Source organism: Amycolatopsis acidicola (genome assembly GCF_007713735.2).
Taxonomy (GTDB): Bacteria; Actinomycetota; Actinomycetes; order Mycobacteriales; family Pseudonocardiaceae; genus Amycolatopsis_E; species Amycolatopsis_E acidicola.
Window position 1 is genome coordinate 61746 of sequence record NZ_VMNW02000038.1, and the last position, 15060, is coordinate 76805.

Sequence of the window (15060 nt, forward strand, 5' to 3'; positions counted from 1 at the left end):
CACGACTTCGCCAAAATCGTCAACTAGAGTGGTCTTATTGGCCCGATGTCGGCGTGGACGTCGTCACGCGACCAGGCCGCCGCCCGCGGTCAAGGCCTTGAACGCCGCCGAGCCCCGGACTCGGTCTCAAGGCCTTGACCGCGTCGATGCGGCGGCCTGGTGAATCGCGGACGTCCACGCGCGACACCGGACCACCTGAATGGACCGGGATCCCGAGATCAGCGCACCGCGCCGCGCTGATGCCCGGTCGGGGCGTTCGGCCACTACCCCCGTGGCCGAACGCCCCCCTGTTCTCGCCGCCCTTCGGCGGTCCGGATCGCGCCGCTCCACAGTCAAGGGAGGCCGCCGGTGCCGCAAAAACCGAAACTGTCCGAAGTGGAACTCGCCGTGCTGCGGGACGCCGCCAACGGCCTGGAAAACATCCAGATCGCCAACCGCCAGTTCCGCTCCGTCGAAACGATCCGCTCGCACCTGAAGAACATCTACCGCAAGCTCCACGCTCGTAACCGCACCCACGCTGTCGCGATCGCTTACCACATCGGCATTTTCGCCGGCCGGGCCCAGGAGGACGCACCGCGGATGCGGCCGCTGAGTCCGCAGCGCATCGCGAACCCGCAGATTTCCGGCCACGAAGGGCAGAAGCATGTCGACTGAAGAAATCCGCCGCGCCCGGGCGACGCTCCTGCGCATGGTGGAGCCGCCCGCGCCGGAGACGCGCCGCCTGATCGCCGCCGTCGGGCCGGTCGAAGCGGCACGCCTGCTCCACAGCGAACGGGCGCCCGACGAGGTAGTGGCGGAATGCCGACACGAGGCCGTGGTGGGGAATCCGGATTCCGATCTCCGACGCGCCGACGTGGTCAGGGCGCGTCTGGTGATCCCCGAAGATGACGAATGGCCAGACTTCGCCGACACGAATTCCGTTGGGGCCGAACCAATTGGTCTGTGGGTTCGCAGCGCGATGCCGCTGCGGGACCTGGTCCGACGAGCGATCTGCGTGGACGGGGCGCGCGCGGCGACATTATACGGCGAGTCCATCGCGAGTGACCTGAGCTACGAGCTCGCGCGGCGCGATTTCGTCGTGTGGAGTGGTGCGTCGTATGGCATCGCCAGTGCAGCCCACCGCGGCGGGCTGGTCAGCGAGGGTCTGACCGTCGCCGCGCTGCCGTGCGGCGTGGACGTGGACTACCCGATGGCCAACCGGAACCTGCTTGACCGGATCATCGGCAGCGGGGGCACGGTGAGCGAGTACCCGCCCGGGGTTCAGCCGTCGCGGGCGCGATTCGGTGCGAGGAGCCAGTTGCTCGCTTTCCTGACCGGCCTTGTCCTGATCGTCGAGGCTGGGAAGCGGAGCGGGTCACTGCCCGCCGCCGCTCAGGCGCGCAGCCTTGGTCGCCCGGTGTGCGCGGTACCCGGCCCTCTCGGGTCCGTGGCCTCCGCCGGTTGCCATCGCCTGATCCAGGACGGTGCGCATCTCGTCACCAGCGCCCAGGACGTCATCGACGTTCTCCAGCATGGCGGGATCCGAGCCTCCGAAAAGGACGGTCACTCATGAGTCGCGCACTCGATATCCAGCACGGCAACGAGTTCCTTGCGTCGGCGCTCGCCGCCGCAGCTCGCGGGTGGCGGGTCTTTCCTCTCAAGCCTGGCACCAAGAAGCCGTCGATCGCAGCCTGGGAACAGCAGGCCACCGTCGATCCCGCCCGGATCCGCCAGTGGTGGGCGGCTGTCCCCGACCGCAACATCGGCGTCGCCTGCGGGCCTTCCGGACTGCTGGTTCTCGACCTCGACCCCGCCGACGGTCCCGTTCCACGGCGGTGGGCGGCACAGGGCATTGCCCACGGTCGCGACATGATCGCCCTGCTCGCGCGACGAGCGCACCAGCCCGATCCGACCGACACCCTGATCGTCGTAACGCCGCGCGGCGGCGAGCACCGCTACTTCCTTCGCCCCGAAGGCCTGTGGCGGCGCAGCACCGTGGGCGATCGAGGACGCGGGATCGGGTGGCGCGTCGACACCCGCGGTCCGGGCTCGCTGGTCGTCGCTCCGGGATCGGTCGGCTCGGCGAACGGGCACGCGGTCACGTACACGATCGTCCGTGACGGGCCCATCGCGCCGTTGCCCGACTGGCTGGCCGCCATGCTCACCCGGCAGTCGCCCCGCCGGCGGGTGACGATGCCTGCCGACATCAGGCCTGTCCCCAGCCGGCGGATCCGCGCCTACGTGAACGCCGCGATCACCGCGGAGTCCCGCGCGGTGGCGAACGCCGAGGAAGGTCACCGGCATCTCACCCTCTACGCCGCTGCCGCGGCGCTGGGAGAGCTCGTCGGCAGCGGCTGGGTGGCACCCAGCCTGGTCACCTACCACCTGACCGAGGCGGGTCGGCGCCATGTCGGCGTCGGCGACTTCGACTGGAACGAACTCACGGGCACGATCCGCGACGGCATCGAAGCGGGTCGGCGCAACCGGCGCGTCCTGCGCGACCGCCCTCGCGGCTGACCCGCTCGATGGCCACGAAAGGCGAATCCATGCACGCTACCCATACCTGGCTGTGGGTCCGGGTACCGCTCAGCGTCGAACTGCAACGGTTCCGGTTTCCCCGCAGCGCGTTCACGGACGAGGAGTTCGCGGCACTGCAACACCGATACCGGCAAGGCGACTGCGTCCAGTTCGCGATGCCCGACGCGCCCCTCCGGACCGGTACCGCTGTCCAGGACCAGGGCCTGTACCTGGCGATCGACGGCGACATCCCGCGAACCGCCCACACCATGCCGAAAACACGGGTGTGGCCCGAGACCGGGTCCTACGTCCTCGTCACGGATAAGACCTGCGACCCCGCCCGCGCGGACCGCGAGCCCGACGAGCGCGCGCTGCACCCGCAGTGGCGGGCGTCGTGGACGCTCGACGGCGCCCACGGCGGATACGCGTTGATGGAAGTGACGCATGTCGAGGAATGCTTCAGCGCCACGTTGTGCTCCATCACGCGCGAGGCCGACGGCGAGGAGCGCACCCGGACGATCCCACCGATCGTCGTGCACGCGATGGCTTGGCCGCGGCCAAGCCGCGGTCGGTTCCGGGAGTGCTACGACGCCGGTCTACGGGCAATCCGGGACGCCGTCGCTGCTGAAGAACCGGCGGTGCTGGCGCACTTCGCGTCGAGCTGAGTCGGGGCGAACCTCCTGGGGTGCGGCTGAACCGCGCCAGTGAAGCACGGCGGAGCCCGGGCCGGACTTCTTTCGGTGCGGTCGGCGGCACCGCGGCCCGGACTCCGCCGTGCTGTGGAGGCGTGCGCTTCAGACGCACTCCCCTGGAGGTTCTCCTGGAAGCGTTGGACGAGACACCGGAATCCGACTGTGCATTCCAGCGCGCAGTCGAATTGATCATTTCGGAGCTCAACGGGACCCCGTTACTCCCGTGCTCGTGACGAACCCCTTCCCACTGTCCACAAAGGTGGTTTATCAACCATGCAAATAACTCTCAGGTCCGTCGAGGATGTCCTGGCTGCGCTGCCTCCGCTCCTCGGGTTCGCCCCCAGCGACTCGCTGGTCGTCTTCGGCATGAAGGACGAGAACAACAAAGGCGTTTTCAGCAGGTCCATCCGGATCGATCTGCAGGCCCTGTCCCAGCCGGGCTTCGCCGAGTATCTGGCGCACGTGATCGACCAGTCCGGCATCACCCACTACGTCAGTGTCGTCGTGCAGGACACTGACGACGACGAGCTGCCCCATCGGCACGAAGTCCGGGCTGTTTCCCGTGCGGTGAAGGAACTCACGAGCAGCGAAGGGCTGTGGCTACACCTTCCCGCGTTCGTCGCCGGAGCAACCTGGTCGGACTACCACAGGCCACTTCGGACCGGCACACTTCCCGATCCAGCAACGACATCCGTCGCCGCTGCGGCCACCGTCGAAGGGCGGCGCACCTACTCCAGCCGCGACGAGCTGCGACGACAGTTCGTACCGGCGCCCGCCGACACACGGCTCCGCGTCCTGGAGCTGACCGCGCCCATCGCCCGCGCGGTCGAACTCGAGGAGATCACCGACGATCGAGCCGCGCTCAGCCGGCGTCTCGACGAGATCGATACCGCCATCACTGCGGCCACCCGCGGCGAACTCCCCGACGACGACACTACGGTCGCCCGTCTCATCGCCGCGTTGAACAGCGTGACCTTGCGCGATATCGAACTCGCTCAGGAGCCGGGCGACCGCACCCTTGCCGCCGAGAATCTCTGGGTCCACCTCTGGCAGCGAGCACAGCCACCGTACGACAGGGCCTTGACCGCCCTGATTGTCGCGTCGTCGTATCTCCGGGGCGACGGGGCCAAAGCCCGCATCGCCGCTGGCGAACAGCGCGTTCCGGACAGGCTCACCGACCTGATTCTCATAGTGATGCAAGAAGGAATCGAACCGTCGGAGGTCCGCGAGAGGTTCGGCGCCGACATGACGCAGGAACGCGCACGCCTTCGCCGGCCGTAAGCGTCGAACATGGACCGCTAGAGCCGCAACACCGATAACCACAGCCTGAACACCTCAGTGCCCGGCCCGGCATACGCCTGTATGCCGGGCCGCACTGTTTTCACGGAAACGAGGAATCCGGGAAATGACAACCGCGGTCGAGCTCACCAGCTGCGATTCCTGCGACACCGAATTCGCCCTCGACGACGCACGATACGCCACTGGTGATCGATTTCTGTGCCCTGCCTGCGCCGCAAGCCTGCAACTCTGCGATTTCTGCGACCGGCACTGCGAAACCGCGGTACGAGCGGAGAGTGGAGTATATGTGTGCGTGGGCTGCCAGGACGAGTACAACTTCTCCGAGTGCTTAGACTGCTCGACGCTGGTCCGCGACGGCACGGTGTGCGAGTTCCACGAGGCGCCTGGCGACCACACCCTCCTGTTGGATTACAGCGTCAAGCCGGATCCGGTCTTCCACGGCCGCGGCCCGCTGCACCTGGGTATGGAGCTCGAGATCACCGTGCCACGGGGAGATCTGGCGCCACGGGCCGAGGACTCCCTGTCCGCGCTGGGCGGTCTGGGCTATCTGAAGGACGATTCCTCGATCTCACATGGGTTCGAGCTCGTCACGCATCCGATGTCCTACGACTGGGCGTTGGACCATTTCCCGTGGGACCTGCTGCCGCGTCTCTACGATCAGGGCTGCAGCGCCGATGACAACGGGCTGCACGTCCACATCAGCCGGGCCGCCTTCACCGGTCCCTGTCACGTCTACCGGTGGATGAAGTTCGTCTACCGCAACCAGGACGCGGTGGAAACCCTGGCCCGCCGCAGTTCCCAATATGCCGGTTTCCACGACGACAAACGCATCCTGGTCAAGGAGACCTGCAAGGGAGCGCGAGGATTCATCCGCCACGCGGCGATCAACACGCTGAACTCCTCGACCCTGGAGCTACGCGTGTTCGCCGGCAGTCTCGCGCCTCAGCAAGTCCAGGCTGCTTTGGGCTTCGCGGACGCGTCCGTGCACTACACGCGTGATCTCGCGGTCGCCGACATCGCGCGTCATCGCGGCTGGGACTGGTCGCGCTTCGCGACCTGGCTGCTCACGAATCCGCGCTACCTGCCGCTGACCCGCGAACTGGAGGACCTCGCATGTGCCTGCTGACCTTCTTCCCGGCGAACCGGCAGCCCGATGAGCACGCGCTGCTCCGGGGCGCGGCCGTCAACGACAACGGCCATGGATTCGCCGTCGTCACCGGCGATCGGCTCGTCGTGGGCCGGGGAATGAACGCCGACGACGTCATCGCCGAGTTCGTCTGGGAACGCCGTCGACATCCGAGCGGGCCGGCTCTCTTCCACAGCCGCTTTGCCACACACGGCAGCGTCAGCGAGGACAACGCACATCCCTTTGCTCTCGGCTCCGACCCGGCGACTGTGGTGGCGCACAACGGAATTCTCCCCAAGGCGGTCCATCCGGGGTACGGCGATCTCCGGTCCGACACCCGGATCGCCGCTGAGGAATTCCTGGCACAGCCGGCCTTCACCGCCTTCGATCACGGCAAGACCCGTGCGCGGATCACACGGTGGCTGGGTCATGCCAACAAGCTCGTCATCCTGACCGTGAACCCGCGCTACCGCAAGCGCGCCTACCTTTTCAACGAGGCAGCGGGTCTGTGGGACAACGGAATCTGGTACTCCAACAACGACTACGAAGTCCGGATCCCGGCGCAGGTCCCGCTCCTCGGCGGTCTGGGTGACGGCTGTGTCGTGTGCGGAGGCGATGACCTCGATCCCGGCAGTGGGCTGTGCTTGTACTGCGAGCACTGTCCGTTCTGCGGCAGCGGCGAAAGCGACTGTCCGCTCTACTGCTACCGGATGCGTGGTGATATGGCCTGTCCGGCGTGCGGGGACTTCGCCGTTTTCTGCGGTTGCGACATCGCGCCGGTCAACCAGATGACTTGACCTTTTCCCCGTCTCGCCGTCAGTGGGGCTGGGCGCGGTTATCGCGCCCAGCCCCACTTGTGTTGTCTGCACAGAAAAAGAGGTGCGATGAACCACCGCGACACATCCCATGTCCCGGCTATCCCGACAGCGCTCGCCCACCGGCCTACCACGGGTGGGCTCGTCGTTCCCTGGATCACGCCCCAGACCGCAGACGGGCGCTTCCTCCTCGGCAGCATCGACGAACGCCTCGCCCGGCGTGCCCTGCTGGAGCGTCGCTGCGGGGTGTGCGGCACAAAGCTGCATGATCGCGTCGTCCTGCTGATGCGGCTGTCCGATCTGCCGCAGCGAGCCAGTGTCGAACCGGCGCTGCATCCCCAGTGCGCCGCCTACACGATCTCTGCGTGCCCGATGGTGGCCGGGCGCCTGAGCACCTACCGGGCAACTCTCCCCCGCCACGACGAGAACATGAAACCGGCCGCAGACAACGACAACCGGCTCGGCGCGGCTGCCGAGCCGTGGTTCAGCGTGTGGTTACGGGACTACCGGCTATCGAGCGTCCACGGCAACCTGGCCGCGGCCTACGTCGGTCAGCCGCTTCGGATCAGGCCGATCGCGTTGGCGCTGCTGGGGATCGCGGGAACCGGAGCGCTGGAAAGCGGGCCGTCCGGCCGGGACGACGCACTCTAGCGGAGCCTGGCGCCGGCGGAAGCCCGCGCCCACCGAGTGATCCGCCGCCCGGCACCGGGGGCCGGGCTTCCGCCGACGCTGGCGGCCCCGCTCAGGCGAGTGCGTCCCGACCGGGACAACCGCATTCCCGCTCTCGCAGCACAACGCGAGAGCGGGACGGGCGGGGCCAGTCACCCTTTTGAAGGAGAACTTGGTGACCAGCACTGTGAATATTCCGGCTCAGCGCGAGGACGAGCAGCCCGCCGCGACGGTCGACGAGGATCCGCGGCAGCGGCGTGCGGAGTGGGAGAACGAGTACGACCGGGTGATCTACTTCAACCCGGACGACGTGACGATCGATGACAACGTCCGCACCGAGAACGCCGTCACCGACGCGGACACGATCCGCGACATGCGCCGCCGCGGCGTCGACATGGCGGCACGCGGCTACCGTGCCGACGACGGCACGGTGATGATCACGATGGGCCAGCGGCGCGTGCTCAACGCGCGGGCAGCCGGTTGCCAGCTGCCCGTGTGGATGCAGGCGCCGCCGTCAGCCGACTCACGCAAGGCCGGGATCGACCGGATCGTCGCCCAGGTCAACGAGAACGACCTGCGGAAGGGCCTGACCCGCGGCGATGAGCACCGAGCCGTGCAGCAGCTCGCCGCGTTCGACCTGACCCCGACCGGGATCGCACGCAAGCTCAGCCGCCGCGTCAGCCACGTCAAGAACGTGCTCACCGTCGGCGACAGCGAGCTGGCATCCCGCGCTGCGGATCGGTATGACCTCACGCTCGATCAGGCCGCGGTCGTGGCCGAGTTCGAAGGCTACGGTGATCTCGACACCGCCAAGGAGCTCGTCCGTCTCGCCGTCGCCGCGCCGAACAACTTCAAGGTATTCGCCGAGCGCAAGCGCAACGATCGGGCGGAGGACGAACGGATCCGTGTCCAGACCGCGGAACTCACCGAACAGCTGACCCAGACCGAGGTCCCGATCCTCGACTCCTCGGTGTCCAGCTTTTCGGGACCGGTCAGGCGCCTCGACGCGCTGCGTGCCACGCCCGACAGCGAGCCCGGCAGCCGACTCACCGAGGACGAGCACGCGTCGTGCCCGGGACACGCCGCATGGATCAGGGACGACTACGACACCGACGACAACCGGATGGTCGTCCCCGTCTTCGCCTGCACTGATTTCCTCGCTCACGGCCACGCACTCGCCAACGCCCCGGAAGGGGCGGCTACCTTCAGCACCTCGTCGCCCAGTGCACCGGCCGCTGAAGCGAGCCCGCTGACTGCGGGCGACGGGACCGCCGCGGCGGAAGAACGTGCTCGCGAGGCACGGAAAATCCAGCGCAGGTGGGTGCGGGAGAACAACAAGGACTGGGACGCGGCAGTAAGCGTGCGCCAAGCGTGGCTCGCCAGTCTCCCGAACCGGACGCGCGCACCCAAGGGTGCACAAGTCTTCCTGGCGAAGCTGAAGGCGCAGGGCAACCGCGAACTGCGCCGGGCGATGGAACGCCATCACAAGCTGGCGCACAAGCTGCTCAACCTTCCCGAGCCCGGCTATGGGCAGCCCAGCGAACTGCCGTCGAAGATCGCCACTCTCTCGACGGCGAAAGCCACGCTCTACGACACCTTCCTCACGCTGTGCGCGCTGGAGGAGGACCTGTCCCGCGACGCGTGGCGCAGGCCGTGGGACTTCGAACAGGAGTACATGTCCATGATCATCGCCTGGGGCTACGACGCGTCCGACGTCGAGCGCAAGGTCCTCAACCCGGAGCCGGAAGCAGACGTCATCGCGGCCGCGCTCGGCGACGCCGGCGAACCCGAGACCGAGGAGGACGACTCCGACAGCGAGGAGGCTGACTCGGACGAGTCCGAAGAGGACAGTCGTGCCGATGCCGACGATGCGGAGCTCGCCACTGTCGACGCGTAGCGCGTGACGGTGCTGTCGCGGGGGCGCCGGGCTGCCCGGCGCCCCCGCCGTCACCATGCCCACAGCGAGCGACCGATCGGAGGACCTCGATGTCGGAGACACGAGCCCAACCCGGTGAGTACTACGTCGAACTGGCGCCGCACGCCCGGCAGCCTCGTCACCGCGTCAGCTTCCCCGCCCGCATCGAGCACGACCGTGCGCAGGACGCATTGGGCGCGTGGTGGATACGCCCCAGCATGAGGGCCGCCGTTGTCGAAGATCTGCGGCGCTGGCTCCAGGCGACTCCTGATGTCGGTATCCAGCTAGAGTTCCTTCGATCCGGTGCGAACCTTCGGTCCCCCGGCGATGTCGTCGTGCAGGTGCGGGATCACGGGAGCGAACACTGGCAACGGATCCGCCCGGACCGCGACGGCCGGTATCCCGTGGGTGGGGATCCCGTCTGGCCTTGGTTCCTGTCGGTCCCCACGACGAGTGCGTTGGCGATCTTCACGACGCGAAACCGGCTGCTCCAGTCCGATCGGCTTCGTGCCGAGCCGGCAGAGCGGCACGTCGCCCTCGACGGCCGCTCGCCGGGATTTCCCGCGATAGTCGGGCAGGGGCCGCGAAACGGCATCCTCCGCCCTCGCTTCCGGCCCGCCGTCGCGGCCAGCGTCCTCGCCTGGGCCAACGACAGGGCCATGCGCATCGACCCGGACTTTCTCTGCGGCTACTGGGAAAACGACACCATCGTCCTGCTCGACGGAGAGCACATCGACGAGCACGGCTACCAGCCCACGCTCATCCAGCCAGACCACGACGGCCGATACGCCGTCGCGCCCGGCCGATGGGCGTGGTGCGACTCCGTCGAATAGACGACGCCCCGCCACGGCGAAGAAAGCCCCGGCGCCGACGGTGAAGGCCGATGGTGTCGATGGTGTCGGCCAGGCGGCCACGCTGCCTCGCCGGTGGATGGACCGACCAAAGCTAAGCACACCCCGCCCGGGACTCCGCGCCTCCGCCCGGCGCCGATCCGCGCGGGTGAACCGGCCCGCCCCGCTGAGCGAAACGACGCGCGGCTCCCCACGGGCCGGTCCACGCCACCCGGATGAGCCGGGCAGCGACGCCGCCGCCTGGCGGCGGTCCCGGCCGGGGCGCGCTGGGCTGGGCCGTTCCACACACCTCAACGAGCCAGGGAGCCACCATGGCTGGAGACACCATCATCACGATCATCGGCAATCTCACCGCCGACCCCGCGAGCCACTTCTTCCCCAGCGGCGCCTTCGTCGCCAACTTCACCGTCGCGTCGACCCCACGCACGTTCGACCGGGCCAGCGGCGACTGGAAAGACGGCGAAGCGTTGTTCCTGCGCTGCAACGCCTGGGGCAAGCTCGGCGAACACGTCGTCGACAGCGTCTCCCGCGGCGCGCGGGTGATCGTGCAGGGACGGCTCAAGCAGCGCACCTTCGAAACCACCGAAGGCGAGAAGCGCACGGTCGTCGAACTGGATGTCGACGAGTTCGGGCCGTCGCTGAAGTACGCCACCGCAACCGTCACCAAGGCAGCAAAGGCGCAACGCCCGCAGCCGGCCCAGACCGACGCTCCCGGCGGCGGAGAAGTTGCCGACGACGACCCGTGGGGCGCTCCCGAGCCCGAACTCGTCGGCGCCGGAGCGGGCTCAGGCGAGAAGCCGCCGTTCTAACCGGCACCGTGCCCGCCCGGCCGCGCGGCCGGGCGGGCACCACCATCCACCAAGGCCGGTGGGCCAGCCCAAAGGGCTGGCCCACCGGCCTTTCTGCTGTCTCACGATTCGAATCAGGACACTCGATGAACTCTTCCGTGATCTCCTATGGCGGCCGCGTGCAGTCCACCGCCATGCTCGTACTCGCCGGAACCGGACAGCTGCCAATCGACGCGGCGCTGTTCGCCAACGTCGGTGACGACAGCGAGCACCCCGCAACACTCCGGTACGTCCGCGAGGTCGCCCTGCCCTGGGCCACCCGGCACGGCGTCCCGATCCACATCCTGAACCGGGTCCGACGCGACCAGAGCACCGAGACGTTGTGGCAGCGGCTCACCCGGCAAGGATCACGCTCGATACCGATCCCGGTGCGGATGTCCAACGGCGCGCCCGGCACGCGCAGCTGCACTGCTGACTTCAAGATCCGAGTCATCGGACGCTGGCTCAAGCAACACGGCGCCAACGCCGACAACCCGGCCACCGTGAACATCGGCATCAGCGTCGACGAGATCCACCGCGCCAACACCCGCCGTGTCGAACCCTACGAGCGGATTGCCTATCCGCTCCTCGAGCTCGGCCTCCGACGCACCGACTGCGCCCGCATCATCGCAGGGGCCGGTCTGCCCGTGCCGCCGAAGTCTGCCTGCTTCTTCTGCCCTTTTCACCGGCCGACCACGTGGACCGCCATGCGGATCGAGGAACCGGAACTGTTCGACAAGGCATGTCAGCTCGAGGATCTGCTGAACGATCGCCGTGCCGTCCTCGGCAAGGATCCCGTGTACCTGACCCGCTTCAACCGGCCTCTGCGCAACGTCGTCAGCCCCGGTGTCCAGTTCCTGCCCCTCGCCGCCGAGGGCGACGGGGCCTGCGACTCGGGCTGGTGCATGACGTGACCGACGCGCTCTTCCACCTCCGCCGTGCCCGCCGCCGTCAGGATCTCGACGTGCGCGGTCGCGCCCGGCCGCGCGCCAGAAGATCACCCGCTGCGGTAGTCGAATTTCTCTACGCTCGAATCATGAACTCGCGCTACGGAATCACCTTCACCGGGCTGGTTCTGGCCAGCGGCGCCGGGGTGTTCCTGGGCACGGTGCCGGTCGGCTACCTCGCCCTGATCGCCACCGCCTTCGTCGACACGCCCACGCTGCTCGCGCTACCCGGCGCGCTCGGGCTCGGTGCCCTCGTGGGGCTCGTCGTCGCGCGAGGCACTCGGCGTCGCGTCCGCCCGCGCATGACCCATCGCTACCGCCGATTCACCATCGCCGGGCTCGCCACCATGCCCGGACTCCTGTTCGTCGGGCGATTCCCCAACCTCACCACCAACGTGACCGCGTCGGAGTGGGCGGCCGGGTTCGTCGTGTGCTCGGGGCTCGCCGGGATGGTCGTCTACTACCGGTGGCGCAAGCGGGTTGCCCTCGAACGTCACGCCCGCCTGGCCAGTGAACGGCCCGAGCAGAGCCGCGTCGCCGTCCGCTGAGCCGGACCACGGGTGGTGGGCAGCCTCACCATGCTGCCGACCACCCAGGCTCACTCGACGTCTCCAGCGGGCCATGGTGCCCCGCTGGCACCATCCGGCTCCTCGGCGCGGCCGTGGCTTGAGGAGGCCGCGGACGACCGGTTCTCGTTCGCCCGGCTTAAGGTCGTGACTTCCCTGGGCGTGATGCCCAGCATCTCGGCGGTCTCTGAGACGCTCACGTCCGCGTCGCGGATCTGCTGGACCGACGTGGCCATCACCTGCCGCCACCCATCGACCCTGGCGCTCGCCTCGGCGCGCACGTCGGCGGCCAGGCGCTCGTAATCGGCGCTCTTCGTCGCCTTCTGCTGCTCCAGCTCGGCGAGCTTTCGCTCCAGCTGGCTCTTCAGTGCGGCCACGCGGTCGTCGCGCTTGCGTTCCAGCGCCGCGATCTCCGCCGCAGCTTCCGCGAACGGCTCCAGCGCCTCGTCCACGCGGCGCTCATTCTCTCGCTCGCGTTCGAGTTGTTCCGCCCGGCGCCGGCGCGCGGCCTCCAGCCGCTCCAGCGTCGCCGTCGACCGGCGGCGCCGCCGCGGCGTCTCGTGTCCGGCCATGCCTGCCCTCCCCGCTGGGGAGGGCTGCGGTCTACCCCACTGACCGTACCCGCGCGAAACTGTCGGCATCCAGAAACCGAGGTGTGGCGCCGCCGCGACAGTTCCCGGAGGAACCACCACCGTGCGTGCGGTGGCCTGCGAAGATCGCGGCGGCGCGTGCACGCCCCGCCAACCGGGCGTACGTAAACCCAACGGGGCGCGCTCTCAGGCTACAACTGTGTCGGGTTGGGGCCGGGTGGCTGGGTGCCGTGCGTGTGTCGCGTCCGTGGGGCTGGGGTGGCCCCGAAATTGTACGGTCGCTGCCCCAAATGCAAGGATCTTCGACCGCTTCGCGGCGCCTGCGGCGTCCTTGCATCCGGGTCCCCTCGCTCCCTGGGACAGGCGTTAAGGGCAGGCCGGTGGCCTGCCCGGAGGGCTTCGGGGCCACCCCAGCCCCACTCGGCAGTGGGTCACCTCCACAGCACGCGACACCCGCGCAACGAGCGAAAAACCGGCCCCACCAGTTCCACAGATCTCCACAGAGCAGATTTTCGGCATTTTTCGCACGCCGCAGAAAAGGCAGCACCAAATAGCCGGAGAAAGCTCCTGAAATTGATCGTTTTGGCTTGCGACCTGCGGAAACAGTCACTAACGTTGACCTTGCAAGGCAATCGGGAATGCGAAGCCCGAGCGTCGCAACGAACAGTACGTAAGGACTATTTGCTATGGCGTCTGCCATTCAGGAAAAGCACGGCAAGAGCATCGATCGGATCGTGTCCGCATTGGACACTCAGCCTCCGCGCGTCCGGACCGCGCTCGCGGAGTTGCGCCGGGTGTTCCGGCGCAGCGGCGAAAACCCGCCCGTGATCCTCGCCGCGTGCGCCACCCTGTTGCACACCGACCAGGCCATCACCCCGGACATCCTCGGCGCCGTCCGCGCGGCCGCAGCCGAATGGTGCGACTACGGCGACCGCGAACGCGAGTTGTTCCGCGCCTGCGTCCACACCAGCGAATCCCGCGCCGAGATCGCGGTCACCGAACCCGGCGACGTCACCGCGATGTTGCGCGAGGCCCCGCCCCGGGTGCGGCGCGCGCTCGACGGGTTGCGCTGGCTCGACGCCGCCACCGAAGGCAAGCACCGCGCGACGTACACCGTGTGCGCAACCCTGCTCAAGAACCCCAGCGCCACGCACCCCGCCATCGTGGACGCCATCCAGACCGGCTACCGCCTCTGGCCCACGCTGGGCGAGGACCATCGGGACCTGCTCATCGCGTGCATCTACGCCAGCAAGGAACGCGCCACCCACGCGCGCCGCCGCGCAGCCGCCCGCGAGAAGCAGCGCGAGGCAGAATCCGGCGACATCCACCGGTGCCGTAACTGCGATGGCAACCTGGCCAGCACTCCCGAGCTGGAGTACTGCAGCGACGCCTGCCGCCACCACGCCGAGGACAACGAACGCCCCTCCCTCGACAACCACACCGCCGCCCCGGCGCACGCACCGTTCGAAGAACGCGCGAAGGACAAGGTTGTCCTCGGCGAAATCGAAACCCAGTACGACGAGCAGTACGCCGAAATCGAGCCCGCGATCCCCTCAGCCGGACTCGTGCTCAAGGACGAACGCGCCACCGACAACTACGAAGACGAACGCCAGCGCCACCAGGACACCGACACCGACGACAGCCCAGTAACCGACCTCACCGGCCACGCCCTCACCGACACCGATTACGAACGCCTTGCCCTGCAAGGGATCGACCCGGACACACTGTGCGTCGCGTGCAACCTCGCCCGCACACCCACCGAGTACCGGCGCGACGTGACCGACCGCCGTTGCGAGAGCTGCCGCGAGTGCGACGCCCCGCCCTTGTCGCACTTCGCGCCACAGCGCGAACTCGCCACCGCCGCCTGACCACCACCCGCCCGCCAGAGGGGGCGCCCACCGGGCGCCCCCTCCCCACCAGCCGCCAGGAGCCGACCATGCGCACCTTCGACGAACTCATGACCCGCATCGAGCACGACCTCACCGCGCCCCACCACACCGCGACACCGCATCCACTCACCCGCGCAGCCACCAACAGCCGCCGATGGCTACGCCACCGCGCAGCCGCCGCACGCGACCTCCGAACCCTGCTCGCCTTGCGCCGCGCCCACCTCACCGCCAGCAACGAGTACCACTCCCACTCCGGAACCGACCGCGAGCGCGCCCGCGCGCGCATGCTCCTCTACATCACCGAAGCCCGCGCCATCGCCGCCGAACTCAGCGCCGACCCGCGCAGCCACACCAGGTAACCCATACAGCCCCCGGAAA

At 68.4% G+C, this 15060-nt stretch carries 16 protein-coding genes; 15 read left to right on the forward strand and 1 reads right to left on the reverse strand.

The features are described 5' to 3' along the window. Positions 1 to 375 precede the first annotated feature (375 nt). The 13 genes from FPZ12_RS24055 to FPZ12_RS24115 all read left to right on the forward strand — a co-directional run bounded on the left by FPZ12_RS24055 (position 376) and on the right by FPZ12_RS24115 (position 12185). Positions 376 to 654, forward strand: a complete 279-nt coding sequence (locus tag FPZ12_RS24055; protein WP_243769997.1) for a helix-turn-helix domain-containing protein — start codon at positions 376 to 378, stop codon at positions 652 to 654. Further along, positions 644 to 1552 carry a DNA-processing protein DprA gene (locus FPZ12_RS24060; protein WP_144760958.1) on the forward strand — a complete coding sequence of 303 codons (909 nt, stop codon included), beginning with the start codon at positions 644 to 646 and terminating at the stop codon, positions 1550 to 1552. The genes FPZ12_RS24055 and FPZ12_RS24060 overlap by 11 nt, the downstream gene beginning before the upstream one ends. Continuing rightward, entirely contained in the window at positions 1549 to 2496 is a 948-nt protein-coding gene (locus tag FPZ12_RS24065) for a bifunctional DNA primase/polymerase (protein ID WP_144760960.1), read from the forward strand. The genes FPZ12_RS24060 and FPZ12_RS24065 overlap by 4 nt, the downstream gene beginning before the upstream one ends. Before the next feature lie 29 nt (positions 2497 to 2525). Next, positions 2526 to 3161 (forward strand): hypothetical protein, encoded by a 636-nt coding sequence (locus tag FPZ12_RS24070; RefSeq protein ID WP_144760963.1) that lies wholly within the window; start codon positions 2526 to 2528, stop codon positions 3159 to 3161. 300 nt (positions 3162 to 3461) lie between these two features. Next, positions 3462 to 4469 carry a DUF4192 domain-containing protein gene (locus FPZ12_RS24075; RefSeq protein ID WP_144760966.1) on the forward strand — a complete coding sequence of 336 codons (1008 nt, stop codon included), beginning with the start codon at positions 3462 to 3464 and terminating at the stop codon, positions 4467 to 4469. A gap of 124 nt (positions 4470 to 4593) precedes the next feature. After that, the gene (locus FPZ12_RS24080; protein ID WP_208025974.1) at positions 4594 to 5613 is read left to right on the forward strand and encodes a hypothetical protein; all 1020 of its coding nucleotides are present in this window, start codon (positions 4594 to 4596) and stop codon (positions 5611 to 5613) included. After that, complete coding sequence (locus FPZ12_RS24085) at positions 5601 to 6410, forward strand: class II glutamine amidotransferase domain-containing protein (RefSeq protein ID WP_144760969.1); 810 nt, start codon at positions 5601 to 5603, stop codon at positions 6408 to 6410. The genes FPZ12_RS24080 and FPZ12_RS24085 overlap by 13 nt, the downstream gene beginning before the upstream one ends. Before the next feature lie 87 nt (positions 6411 to 6497). Continuing rightward, positions 6498 to 7079, forward strand: a complete 582-nt coding sequence (locus FPZ12_RS24090; RefSeq protein WP_208025975.1) for a hypothetical protein — start codon at positions 6498 to 6500, stop codon at positions 7077 to 7079. Positions 7080 to 7272: 193 nt separating this feature from the next. Beyond that, complete coding sequence (locus FPZ12_RS24095; protein WP_144760972.1) at positions 7273 to 8994, forward strand: ParB N-terminal domain-containing protein; 1722 nt, start codon at positions 7273 to 7275, stop codon at positions 8992 to 8994. An 89-nt stretch (positions 8995 to 9083) separates the two neighbouring features. Next, positions 9084 to 9845: a hypothetical protein gene (locus FPZ12_RS24100; protein WP_144760976.1), complete on the forward strand. Its 762-nt coding sequence runs from the start codon at positions 9084 to 9086 to the stop codon at positions 9843 to 9845. Positions 9846 to 10174: 329 nt separating this feature from the next. Further along, positions 10175 to 10672, forward strand: coding sequence for a single-stranded DNA-binding protein (locus tag FPZ12_RS24105; protein WP_150980472.1), 498 nt, complete (start codon positions 10175 to 10177; stop codon positions 10670 to 10672). A gap of 173 nt (positions 10673 to 10845) precedes the next feature. Beyond that, positions 10846 to 11604, forward strand: a complete 759-nt coding sequence (locus tag FPZ12_RS24110; protein WP_243769998.1) for a phosphoadenosine phosphosulfate reductase — start codon at positions 10846 to 10848, stop codon at positions 11602 to 11604. A 122-nt stretch (positions 11605 to 11726) separates the two neighbouring features. Continuing rightward, a complete protein-coding gene (locus FPZ12_RS24115; protein WP_144762522.1) occupies positions 11727 to 12185 on the forward strand; it encodes a hypothetical protein in 459 nt (152 codons plus the stop codon). 50 nt (positions 12186 to 12235) lie between these two features. Here the strand turns inward: FPZ12_RS24115 and FPZ12_RS24120 are convergent, their stop codons facing one another. Next, the gene (locus tag FPZ12_RS24120; RefSeq protein WP_144762520.1) at positions 12236 to 12775 is read right to left on the reverse strand and encodes a hypothetical protein; all 540 of its coding nucleotides are present in this window, start codon (positions 12773 to 12775) and stop codon (positions 12236 to 12238) included. 704 nt (positions 12776 to 13479) lie between these two features. Between FPZ12_RS24120 and FPZ12_RS24125 the strand changes: the two genes are divergently transcribed. Continuing rightward, positions 13480 to 14661 (forward strand): hypothetical protein, encoded by a 1182-nt coding sequence (locus FPZ12_RS24125; RefSeq protein WP_144762518.1) that lies wholly within the window; start codon positions 13480 to 13482, stop codon positions 14659 to 14661. A gap of 68 nt (positions 14662 to 14729) precedes the next feature. Beyond that, on the forward strand, positions 14730 to 15041 hold the full coding sequence (locus tag FPZ12_RS24130) for a hypothetical protein (protein WP_150980475.1): 312 nt from the start codon (positions 14730 to 14732) through the stop codon (positions 15039 to 15041). Positions 15042 to 15060: the final 19 nt, after the last annotated feature.